This window comes from Bradyrhizobium sp., assembly GCF_019244115.1.
Classification (GTDB): domain Bacteria; phylum Pseudomonadota; class Alphaproteobacteria; order Rhizobiales; family Xanthobacteraceae; genus Bradyrhizobium.
Genome location: NZ_JAFATE010000166.1, coordinates 1 through 10,348, shown reverse-complemented (window position 1 = coordinate 10,348; position 10,348 = coordinate 1). Strand labels below are relative to the sequence as shown.

General features: G+C 64.1%; 11 protein-coding genes. 5 read left to right on the top strand and 6 right to left on the bottom strand.

What is annotated here, in order from left to right; all coding sequences use genetic code 11:
• The coding region (locus JOZ76_RS07350) for an ABC transporter permease (protein ID WP_291697963.1) at nucleotides 1–918 on the top strand (918 nt) is incomplete at its 5' end.
• Nucleotides 919–1,130: 212 nt separating this feature from the next.
• Here the strand turns inward: JOZ76_RS07350 and JOZ76_RS07345 are convergent.
• The gene (locus tag JOZ76_RS07345) at nucleotides 1,131–1,796 is read right to left on the bottom strand and encodes a GntR family transcriptional regulator (RefSeq protein WP_291697962.1); all 666 of its coding nucleotides are present in this window, start codon (nucleotides 1,794–1,796) and stop codon (nucleotides 1,131–1,133) included.
• A gap of 254 nt (nucleotides 1,797–2,050) precedes the next feature.
• Nucleotides 2,051–3,463, bottom strand: coding sequence for an FAD-binding oxidoreductase (locus tag JOZ76_RS07340; protein WP_291697961.1), 1,413 nt, complete (start codon nucleotides 3,461–3,463; stop codon nucleotides 2,051–2,053).
• A gap of 158 nt (nucleotides 3,464–3,621) precedes the next feature.
• Between JOZ76_RS07340 and JOZ76_RS07335 the strand changes: the two genes are divergently transcribed.
• Together JOZ76_RS07335 and JOZ76_RS07330 are read left to right on the top strand one after the other, a co-directional pair.
• The gene (locus tag JOZ76_RS07335; RefSeq protein ID WP_291697960.1) at nucleotides 3,622–4,509 is read left to right on the top strand and encodes a dihydrodipicolinate synthase family protein; all 888 of its coding nucleotides are present in this window, start codon (nucleotides 3,622–3,624) and stop codon (nucleotides 4,507–4,509) included.
• A 391-nt stretch (nucleotides 4,510–4,900) separates the two neighbouring features.
• Complete coding sequence (locus JOZ76_RS07330) at nucleotides 4,901–5,641, top strand: Crp/Fnr family transcriptional regulator (RefSeq protein WP_291697959.1); 741 nt, start codon at nucleotides 4,901–4,903, stop codon at nucleotides 5,639–5,641.
• Between the two features lie 47 nt (nucleotides 5,642–5,688).
• Here the strand turns inward: JOZ76_RS07330 and JOZ76_RS07325 are convergent, their stop codons facing one another.
• The 4 genes from JOZ76_RS07325 to JOZ76_RS07310 form a co-directional block, all read right to left on the bottom strand.
• Nucleotides 5,689–5,889 carry a hypothetical protein gene (locus JOZ76_RS07325; RefSeq protein ID WP_291697958.1) on the bottom strand — a complete coding sequence of 67 codons (201 nt, stop codon included), beginning with the start codon at nucleotides 5,887–5,889 and terminating at the stop codon, nucleotides 5,689–5,691.
• A 20-nt stretch (nucleotides 5,890–5,909) separates the two neighbouring features.
• Complete coding sequence (locus JOZ76_RS07320; RefSeq protein ID WP_291697957.1) at nucleotides 5,910–6,131, bottom strand: hypothetical protein; 222 nt, start codon at nucleotides 6,129–6,131, stop codon at nucleotides 5,910–5,912.
• 226 nt (nucleotides 6,132–6,357) lie between these two features.
• Nucleotides 6,358–6,864, bottom strand: a complete 507-nt coding sequence (gene phaP, locus JOZ76_RS07315) for a TIGR01841 family phasin (RefSeq protein WP_291697956.1) — start codon at nucleotides 6,862–6,864, stop codon at nucleotides 6,358–6,360.
• Nucleotides 6,865–7,119: 255 nt separating this feature from the next.
• Nucleotides 7,120–8,238, bottom strand: a complete 1,119-nt coding sequence (locus JOZ76_RS07310) for an ATP-dependent DNA helicase (RefSeq protein WP_291697955.1) — start codon at nucleotides 8,236–8,238, stop codon at nucleotides 7,120–7,122.
• 171 nt (nucleotides 8,239–8,409) lie between these two features.
• On the opposite strand from JOZ76_RS07310, the gene JOZ76_RS07305 reads away from it, so the two are divergent.
• Both JOZ76_RS07305 and JOZ76_RS07300 read left to right on the top strand, forming a co-directional pair.
• The gene (locus JOZ76_RS07305) at nucleotides 8,410–9,618 is read left to right on the top strand and encodes an LLM class flavin-dependent oxidoreductase (protein ID WP_291697954.1); all 1,209 of its coding nucleotides are present in this window, start codon (nucleotides 8,410–8,412) and stop codon (nucleotides 9,616–9,618) included.
• 217 nt (nucleotides 9,619–9,835) lie between these two features.
• A partial coding sequence (locus JOZ76_RS07300) for a PhnD/SsuA/transferrin family substrate-binding protein (protein WP_291697953.1) occupies nucleotides 9,836–10,348 on the top strand: 513 nt, incomplete at its 3' end.

The window sequence follows — 10,348 nt, the reverse complement described above, 5'->3', positions numbered from 1 at the left end:
GCCGTCCTGACCGCGTTCGGCTGCATCGTGCTGCTGCTGCTGCTCGGCAGCCTCTATTCGCGCAGTTTTCTGTCGCCGGAATATCTGCTGCAGCAATTGAAGGTCGCGAGTTTTCTCGGCGTCATCGCAACCGGCATGATGCTGGTGATTCTGCTCGGGCAGATCGACCTGTCGGTGCCCTGGGTGGTCACGACGGGCGCGATGATGGCCTGTGCCGCGGCGGGCCATGGCGTGTTCGGACTGTGGATCTCGATCCCGTTCGGCATTCTCTGCGGCGTTGCGATCGGCTTCGTCAACGGCCTCGGCGTCGCCTATTTGCGGATTCCCTCGATGATCATCACGCTGGCCACCAATGCGGTGGCGCAGGGCTTGATGGTGGTCTACACCGGCGGCTTCTCGCCGCAGGACGAAGCCTCGCGCGCGATGCGCTACATCGCGACCGGTAGCGCCATTCCCTCTGTTCCCAACGCGGTGCTGGTCTGGGCCTTGATCGGCGCCATCGCCGTCTGGCTTCTGGCGCGCACCACCTTCGGCCGCGCCATCTACGCGATCGGCAACCGCGAGCGCGCCGCCTATCTCTCGGGAATCAATACGCGCCGCGTCACCCTGCTGGCGTTCGCGCTGTCCGGCGGGCTCTCCGCTTTCGGCGGCGTGCTGCTCGCCGGCTACGCCTCCAAGGCCGCGCAATCCATGGGCGATGCCTATCTGCTGCCCTCGATCGCCGCGGTCGTGCTCGGCGGCACGCATATTCTCGGCGGCAGCGGCTCCTATCTCGGCACCATCGCGGGCGTCATCCTGATCACGCTCTTACAGTCGATCCTGTCGGTCATGCAGATCACCGAGGCCGGCCGCCAGCTGATCTATGGCGCGGTGATCATCCTGATGCTGCTGCTCTACGGCCGGGAGAAGGCCGCGTAGGTGCAGCGGCGGGTTCGGTCTGATTTGTGCGGTCCGCCGGTCCCACTTGCTCGTCATGCCCGCGCTTGTCGCGGGCATCCACGTCTTACTTTTCCGCAGATCAAACACGTGGATGGCCGGGACAAGCCCGGCCATGACGACGTGGAAGCGCCCGTGCCCACGTCTGCTTGTGGTCATGTGCGATCGTCCGGTTGCGTCCGGCAGAGGCAGGATCACTCCACCTTCAGCGCGCGGGCGTAGGTCTTGGCGGAATTGCTGATGTGCTGCGTCAGCAGCGTCTCGAAGGCGGGGAGATCGCCGCGCTCGAACCAGCGCAGCAGCCTGCGGTGCTCGTCGAATGAGGCCGGCGTGCGAACGTCGATCGGCGAGCTCAAAGTGGTGCGTAGCGCCGCGACGCGTCCCGAGACAAGCTGGTAGGATTCCACGAGGTAATGGTTGTTGCAATGAGCGAAGAAGGCATCGTGCAGCGCGCTGTCGGCGCGACCATAGGCGACGTTATCCTTCCCTGCCAGAGCCTCCTTCATGTCGGCGACCGCTTGCTCCATGGCGGCGATGGTGGCGGCCCGGTCATGGTGATAGGCGAGCTCGGCGGCCCTGGGTTCGATGATGATCCGAAACGAGCACAGCGCGGAAATGTCCGCCGCGCTCGGCGTGAACACGAAACTGCCGACCTGCGGCCTGATCACCACGAGCCCCTGTCCCTGCAGCTGGTTCAGCGCTTCGCGGACCGGCGTGCGGCTGACGCCGAAGGACTGCGCGACCATCTCTTCCGAAATCGGCGCGCCGAGCGCGAATTCGCCGTCGATGATGGCCTGGCGCAGCCGCAGCAGCACCCGTTGCGACAGCGATTTTGGCGCATCGAGCTTGAACGACTTCATCGGCCCCTCCGGCCTCGCGCGCCTGCTCGGCGCGGCGGGGCGGAATCTGGTTCGCCGGAGCACGTCTGTCAATCGGAGCTTCCGTTCCGACTGCATCAGAAGGGAGGCTGTGACTTTTTCCCTTCAGTGCCCACTTCGCTCGAAAACGCGCCAGAGCGTTTCGAGCGAAGTGGGGCACCGGTTCGCGTGAAAGAAAACGCGTCAAAACAGGGATCTAGAGCCTCCGTTCCGATCCAATCGGAACAAAAAAGACTCTAGATCACCTTGCCGGGATTGAGCAGATGATCGGGATCGAGCGCGCGCTTCAGCGTGCGCATCAGCGCGATCTCGGCCTCGCTGCGCGCGTGCCCGAGCCATTGTTTCTTCAGCGTGCCGATGCCGTGCTCGGCGGATACGCTGCCGCCCATCTCGCGCACCAGGCCATAGACGATCGCGTCCATCGCCGCCTTCGGCTGGCGTTCGACCGGCGGACCGCTGACCCAGGCGACGAGGTGCAGGTTCCCGTCACCGATATGGCCGTAATGGACGCTCTCGCATCCTGCGATATCAGCCGCCAGCCGCGCCTTGCAGCGCCTCACGAACTCGCCCATGCCGGCGACCGCGAGCCCGATATCATAGGAGAGATGCGGCCCCAGCACCTGGGCAAATTCAGAGCAGATGTCGCGCACCGCCCAGAATGCCTTGACCTGCGCCAGCGACTGCGCAACCGCGGCGTCGGCCAAGAGCCCGCGCGCCATCAGCCCTTCGAGCCAGCTCTCGAACCGCGGCGCGTCGATGCTCTCTTCGGTGCCCTGCGCCTCGACCAGGACGTAGAGCCCATGGCCGGCGCCGACCGGAGGCCGCACCCCGGCGCATTCGGTGATGACATCCCAATAATCGGACCACATCACCTCGAAGGCCGATAGCAGCGGGCCGAGCCCAGAGCGCGCCGCATCGAGCAGCGCGACGACCGCGGCATAATCCTTCAGCGCACAGAGCGCGGCCATGGTCGATCGCGGCTTTGGAAACAGCCGCAGCACCACGCGCGTGATAATGCCGAGCGTGCCCTCGGAGCCGATGAACAGATGTTTGAGGTCGTAGCCGGCGTTGTTCTTGAGCAGCTTGTTGAGACCTGTGATCACGGTGCCGTCGGGCAGCACGACTTCCACGCCGAGCACGAGCTCGCGTGTCATGCCGTAGCGGATGACGCGGTTGCCGCCGGCATTGGTTCCGAGATTGCCGCCGATCGCGCAGGAACCACGCGATCCCAGGTCGAGCGGGAAGAAGAAGCCGGCGTCGTCCGCCGCCTTCTGGATCGTCTCCAAGGGCGTGCCGGCCTTCACCGTCATGGTGGCGGCGGCGGGATCAATCTCCTCGATGCCGACCATGCGCTCCAGCGAGATCGCGACCCAGCCGGCCTCGGGCGCGGCCCCACGGCAGAGGCCGGTCAGCCCGCCCTGCGGCACGAACGGCAGACGGGCGTCGCGGCAGACCGCGATGGCCTCGGACACACCGGCGGCGTCCAGCGGACGCACCACTGCGATCGGCATCTGCGGCAGGCTCGCGCTCCAGTCGTTGCAATTGCGCGCGGGAACCTCGTCGCCGATCAGCACGGCTTGCGGGCCAAGTCTCTCGCGCAGGCCGGCAAGCAGATCGTGTGGGTGTCTGGCGGGTGCTATCATGTCCATCGTGAATGCCTGCGCCGCAACATTGGACGGCGGCCATGCGTTTTTGCCCGCCGCGGCGCCTCTCGTACGCGTTGCAACCAGCATGTATGTAAGGTACAAGAGAAGTCAAGAATGCAGGTACCGGTGCGCCGCTGCCTTGGGCGAGGCGAGGAGATGTCATGACCGATACAGTCAGCGGATTCTGGGTGGCGACGGCCACTCCGCTCACGGCCGAAGGAGCCGTCGATCACGCCAGGCTCGCAGGCCACGCCCAAAATCTGTTCAAGCAGGGCGTCGACGGCGTGGTGCTGTTCGGCACGACGGGGGAGGGCACCTCGTTCAGCATTGCCGAGCGGATCGAGACCGCCGCGGCGCTGCTCAAATCCGGCATCGGCCCGGAGCGCATCGGGCTCGGTGGCGGCTTTCCTGCCATCACTGATGCCGTCGTATTGGCGCGATCCGCGCTCGGCCTCGGCCTGAAGCATGTGCTGATGCTGCCGCCCTATTTCGACCGCGGTGTCATCCCTGAAGGAATCGAGGACGCGTTCGCCGCCATCATCGATGGAATTGCGGACGATCGCCTGCGCGTCACGCTCTACAACATTCCGCAGGTCTCCGGCGTTGCCATGCCCGCTTCGGTCGCCGCGAATTTGCGCCGGCGTTACGGCGTTCTGGTCGCCGGCGTGAAAGACAGTAGCGCCGACTTCAAACAGTTCCGCGCCTATCGCGCCGCCGCACCCGAGCTCGCGATCACTGTCGGCAACGAGACCGATATTGCGCGCGCTCTTGCCGAAGGCGGCGCCGGCACAATCTGCGGCATGGCCAACGTCGTGCCCGGCCTCGTCAAGGCGATGATCGACGACGGTGCCAATGCGGAAGGGCGCATGCGCTCGGCCATCGACGTCATCGCCGATACGTCGTCATTCACGGCCGCGCTGAAGGCGGTGCTTGCCGCGCAGACTGGCGATGCCGGCTGGCTCCGCGTGCGTCCGCCGCTGCGTCCGCTCATCGATGGCGCGGCTCTGAAGGCCAGGCTCGACGCGCTGATGAGTCCTGCGATCGCCTGACGTCCACGCGTCCACCCGGTTGCTGCTGTGCACGATGTGCGCCGCGCACAGCCGCGCGCAATCTCGTGCCGCAGCGCTCCTGTGCATGATGTGCGCGCGCCTCGACACAGCCAGCGACCTGCGGCGCAACAAATTCCCGTACGGTGTTACCAATACGCATTTTGCAGTTGTGTATGCCGGCGCACTCACATCTAAAGCAGCTGTCGCGAGCAATATCTGCTCGCTCCCGAGCGCTTTGGAGCCAGTTGTTGAAAGCGAAAACGTCTGCAAGCAGATTCGATTTGGCTGAGCATCGACGCACGAGATTTAATCAACGATCCGAACATATGTTAAGGTCGGCGCGCCGCGACGTGCGAAATTGCACCGGATGGCTCAGAGCGAGTGACCTGCAGTGACGAATGCCGGCGGAATTGGCAACCGCCTTTTGGCAACGCTGCCGCCAGAAGATTTTGATCTGCTGGCGCCCGGACTTGAGACGGTCGCACTGGATCAGGACGCGATCGTCTCGCGAGCGGGCGAACAGATCGACCATGTTCTGTTTCCCGAAAGTGGCGCCATCTCGCTGATGCTCGACATGGCGAACGGACAGACGGTTGCGACGGCCGTGGTCGGACGCGAGGAGGCCATCGGCATTCTTTCGGTGCTGGGACCGTTGCCTTCGCCCAATACCTCGATCGTCCGTGCGGCGGGGGCAGGCCTGCGCATTCCCGCGGCGCGGTTTCGCATCGCTTTCGATCGCAGCCCGGCGATCCGGCACGTGGTGCAGATCTATATCAGGGCGATGATGGTGCAGTTTCAGCATGGCGTCGCGTGCAACGCGCTGCACCCGGTCGAAGCCCGCATGGCACGCTGGCTGCTCCACCTTCGCGACCACGTCGATCATGACGTTCTCCCGCTGACTCAGGAGGCGCTGTCGCAAATCCTCGGCGTGCGGCGGACGACGGTGACGCTGCTGATGCGCAATCTGCGCGCATCCGGCGCGATCCGCTCCGATCGCCGCGGACAGATCGAGATCGACCGTTCGCGACTCACCGCCGTGGCATGCGAATGCCACCGCAACATGCGCCGCGAGGTCGAGGAGATCTTCTCGCTGGACATGCCCTCGATCACGCGGTTTGGTTTTGGAGGATGACGCGGAGGCAAGCGGGCCTTACTCGGTCACCGCCTCATTGTCCGGGATCAGGTCTGCTGCGGCCGTTCGAGGTTCGGCTCCGACTCGGAGTCCGCGTTCGCCTCGAGCCTGGCCAGCTCGCGCAGCACCGCTGCGACCTCGCGCAGCTCGTTGCGCTCGGCCCCCGGCTTCAGTCGTCGTGCTTCGACGAGAAATTCTTTGGCCTGCATCAGCCAGGTGGAAGTCTGATAGGCTTGCATGTGCGTCACGGCGATCCCCCCTCCCGACATCAGACCCGTTCCATGTGCGAATCTTCGGCTGCACGCCGCTCCACGCGGCCCGCTTCGTGGACCCAGGCGTCCTGCGCGAACCAGGTGTGATCGATCTGGCAGGCCGGGCAATGGGTGCGGCTATAAAATACCGGCCGGCGCCGAAAACTATCGCGATCGATCTTGATGCCGGTCGGAATCGCGCGCCCGGTCTGCGGGCATCGCACCATGACCATACCCATAATAAGCCTCCCTCGGATGTTGGTTTTGTCGTTCTTTGAAATTTGTGTCGTTCGTTGAAATGAAAAAAGAACCGGCCGGCTGGATAGCGCCTCTGTGGTGCGACTTGGGGGCGAGCACCTGGGCATTGCTTCATCGCGCATGGGGGATGCATGCACGTGGCGGGGCTTGTCCAACCGGCCGGATCCCTCCTCAACCTTGGGCGTTGACCTCGGGCGTTGATCGCCTCTAGCTGGCCTTCTGAAATACCTGGGTGACGCGTTTCCTGACCGGCTCGCCGGTGTCCGCCGCCAGCTTCTGGGCCAGCTCCCACAATTCCTTGTTCTGCGCCGATACTTGAGCAAAACCCTTGCGCGCCTGCTCGGCGGACAATGTGACGATATCCGTGACCGACTTGCTGGCCAGCAGATGAGAAAAGAAATCGATCGCAGCGGCGGTATTGGCGTTTGAAATCTCGATGACCTTGAGCCCGTAATCGGTGGCGCTCCGGGCGGTGCTGGAATAGGTCTCCCGCAATGCTTCCGCCATTCCCTCCGACGCACCCTTCATCTTCTCGCAGCCTTCCTGCGCGCGAGCGACGCCTTGCTCGGCGAAGTCGCCGAACATGCCGGGCAACGCGAGCTTGAATCCGAACGACGGCATCCCGAAACCGTTCGTGGCTGCCTTGGTCTCACTGTCAGTCATCACAACAATACCCTTCATCTTGAAATCACCGTTCGAGGCTTGCTCGAACACAAAGGACCTCGTGGCGCGAGCAGTCCCGCGTCGATGTCCGTTTGCTTTTTTCGATGAGCTTTAAATCCTGCCCTTGAGCGCACTATGCCGAACGCGATGCGGTGTGTCCGTTCGGTTTGCGACTCTCGGTTTAAATTCTTTTGGGAATGTCAATACATACGAAAGTTGTTTCTACAGGAAATGCACAACCTGTGCACCGCTGGGAACTGCCGCGGAACCCGTTGACAGCGTGTTTTGATTGGTGGAGGCGGGCGACTAGACCACGATGCTGAGGCGCTTGGCGGCGCGCGTGATGCCGGTATAGAGCCAGCGCGCGCGGGCGTCCTGGAAGGCAAAACTCTCGTCGAACAGCACGACGTCGTCCCATTGCGAGCCCTGCGACTTGTGCACGGTCAGCACATAGCCATAGTCGAACTCGTCATAGGGCTTGCGCTGCTCCCAGGGGATGGTCTCGACGCCGCCCTCAAAACAGTCCTGGCGCACCGACACCTTCGTGACCTTGTGGGCGAACTCCTCGTCGGGCGACAGGCGCATGCTGATGATGCGCGAGGTTTTCGCGCGCGAAGCGGTGCGCGACTTCACGCGCCACAGGCCGCCGTTGAACAGGCCTTGCTTGCGGTTGTTGCGCAGGCACACCAGCTTGTCGCCGGCGACGGGCAGCGGATCCTCGATGTTCTGGCGCTGCCGCATCCGCGCATTGTAGGCGCGGCGGGTGTTGTTGCGCCCGACCAGGATCTGGTCGGCGGCCATCACGCGCGCCGGATCGAGTTCGCTGCGCGCCACCACCTCGCTCTCGCCGTAGCGGCCGATGTCGAGGTCGCGGCCCTCGCGCACATCCATCGACATCCGCACGATCGGATCGTCCTGCGCCTGGCGGTGCACCTCGGTCAGCATCGCGTCGGGCGTGCCTTCGGTGAAGAAGCCGGCGCCCTGGATCGGCGGCAATTGCGCGGGGTCGCCGAGCACCAGCAGTGGGCAATCGAACGAGAGGAGGTCGCGGCCCATCTCGGCATCGACCATCGAGCATTCGTCGATCACGATCAGCTTGGCTTTCGAAGCCGGCGCGTCGTCCCACAGCTCAAAGCTCGGCTGCTCGACGCCACTCTCGCGCGCGCGATAGATCAGCGAGTGGATGGTGGAGGCGCCCTCGCAGCCCTTGTTGCGCATGACAAGCGCCGCCTTGCCGGTGAAGGCCGCGAACTTGACGCTACCATCGACGCCCTCGGCGATGTGCCGCGCCAGGGTGGTCTTGCCAGTCCCGGCATAGCCGAACAGCCGGAACACCTGCGGCGTGCCGCTCCGGCCGGGCCTCGACTTCAGCCAATCGGCCACGGCTTTCAGCGCGGAATCCTGATGCGGCGAGAATGTGGGCATGAGGCTCGATGGAGGAGGAGCGCGAGCCGCTACGACTCGCGCCACACAACCTAACCATTCATGCGCGCCGCGCAAGCGGCTCTTCCGCCTCGCGGAATTGCCAAACCGGAGGCGGCTGGACAGGCTGCGGCGCGGGGCTACACTGCTTCAAAAAGCCGTCGGAGGAGCTTCATGAAGTTCGGCATCTTCTATGAGCTGCAACTGCCGCGGCCGTGGCAGGACGGCGATGAGCTCAAGCTTTACCACGATGCGCTGACGCAGCTCGAGACCGCCGACCGGCTCGGCTATCACTATGCCTGGGTGGTTGAGCATCATTTCCTCGAGGAATATTCGCATTCGCCGGCGCCGGAATCCTTTCTCGCCGCCGCGAGCCAGCGCACGGAGAGGATCCGCCTGGGGCACGGCATCCTGCAGCTCACGACAAATCATCCGGCGCGCGTCGCCGAGCGCGTCGCGGTGCTCGACATTTTGAGCCGCGGCCGCTGCGAGTTCGGCATGGGCGAGAGCGCCTCGATCACCGAGCTCACCCCGTTCGGCCGCGACATGGAGACCAAGCGCGAAGTGTTCGAGGAGGCGGTCAGGGCGATCTTTCCGATGTTCACCAAGATCGGCACCGAGCACCACGGCAAATATTTCGACATTCCCCTGCGCAATGTGGTGCCAAAGCCGGTGCAAAAACCGCATCCGCCGCTGTGGATGGCCTGCTCGCAGCTGCCGACCATCGAGCGCGCGGGCCGCAACGGCTTTGGCGCGCTCGGCTTCCAGTTCGTCAGCGCCGATGCCGCGCATGCCTGGGTGCATGCCTATTACAATGCGATCACCAAGCGGCTCGACAAGCTCGCCGATTACGAGCTCAACCCGAACATGGCGCTGGTCTCATTCTTCATGTGCGCTGACACGGATGAGGAGGCGCGCGCCCGCGCCGATGGCGCGACCTTTTTCCAGTTCGCGCTGCGCTACTACGGTGCTTCGCAGAACCGCCAGCGTCCCGCGCCCGGCACCGTGAACATGTGGGACGAATACAACAAATGGAAGCGCGACAATCCCGAGGCGCAGGAGCAGGCGCTGCGCGGCGGACTGATCGGCTCGCCCGAGACCATCAGGCGCAAGCTGCGGCGCTTCCGCACCTCGCACATCGACCAGGTCATCCTGCTCAATCAGGCCGGCAAGAACAGCCACGAACACATCTGCGAATCGCTGGAACTGTTCGCACGCGAGGTGCTGCCGGAGTTCGAGCATGACCCCGAGCACGACGCCTGGAAGGCGGCCGTGATGAGCAGGGACATCCGGCTCGAAGAGATCGACACCGCGGCCTTCACCGATCGTTACGGCAAGCTGGCAATCAATGTCGCGCCGGCCGCGAAGACCGCGGCAGGTTGAACATCTTTTCGCCGCGATGGCTGCGGTCACGATTGCGTGCTGAAATATTCGGCCTGTTGCGATTTCGGTTCGCGAAACAAAACCAGCGCCTGATGCGCGCGCGTTAGCGCAAGCATCGTTATTTTTTCCGACCGCTCGACAGCCTTTCGTGCGCCCATCATCATCTCTCGCATTGCACAAGCCGCTGCAGATGCGGTTGTGCTCGCTGGAGATGGTGATGAAGCGTCGGGAATTCTTGAGACTTTCGGTTGGATCAATCGCGACCGCGGCATTGGTGCGGCCATCGTTCGCCGAACGCGCGCCGAAAGAGATCCGCATCGGCACGCAAAAGGGCGGGTATTTTCCGGCGGTGCGCCAGCGTCGCACGATCGAGGATGTGTTCCAGCCGCTCGGCATCGAGATCAAATGGATCGATTTCCAGTTCGGGCCGCCGCTGCTGGAAGCCATCAATGTGGGCAGTGTCGATTTCGGCTATGTCGGCGACACGCCGCCGATCTTTGCGCAGGCCGCAGGTGCACGGATCCGCTATGTCGCCGCGGTAAAATCCGACGGCAGCACGCAGGCGATCATCGTGCCGAAGGATTCGCCGATCAGGACGCTCGCCGATCTCCGGGGCAAACGGATCGCCTTTGCCAAGGGATCGAGCGCGAACAATCTTCTGGTCGCGGCGCTCGAAAAGGCCGGAATTGCCTGGGGCGACATCACGCCGGCCCCGCTCGCGCCGGCCGAT

What these genes read in the sequence shown, in the direction of transcription:
- JOZ76_RS07345 (WP_291697962.1), bottom strand. Translation starts at nt 1,796, where the DNA reads ATGAAGTCGTTCAAGCTCGATGCGCCAAAATCGCTGTCGCAACGGGTG.
- JOZ76_RS07310 (WP_291697955.1), bottom strand. Translation starts at nt 8,238, where the DNA reads ATGCCCACATTCTCGCCGCATCAGGATTCCGCGCTGAAAGCCGTGGCC.
- JOZ76_RS07305 (WP_291697954.1), top strand. Translation starts at nt 8,410, where the DNA reads ATGAAGTTCGGCATCTTCTATGAGCTGCAACTGCCGCGGCCGTGGCAG.
- JOZ76_RS07320 (WP_291697957.1), bottom strand. Translation starts at nt 6,131, where the DNA reads ATGGGTATGGTCATGGTGCGATGCCCGCAGACCGGGCGCGCGATTCCG.
- JOZ76_RS07335 (WP_291697960.1), top strand. Translation starts at nt 3,622, where the DNA reads ATGACCGATACAGTCAGCGGATTCTGGGTGGCGACGGCCACTCCGCTC.
- JOZ76_RS07340 (WP_291697961.1), bottom strand. Translation starts at nt 3,463, where the DNA reads ATGGACATGATAGCACCCGCCAGACACCCACACGATCTGCTTGCCGGC.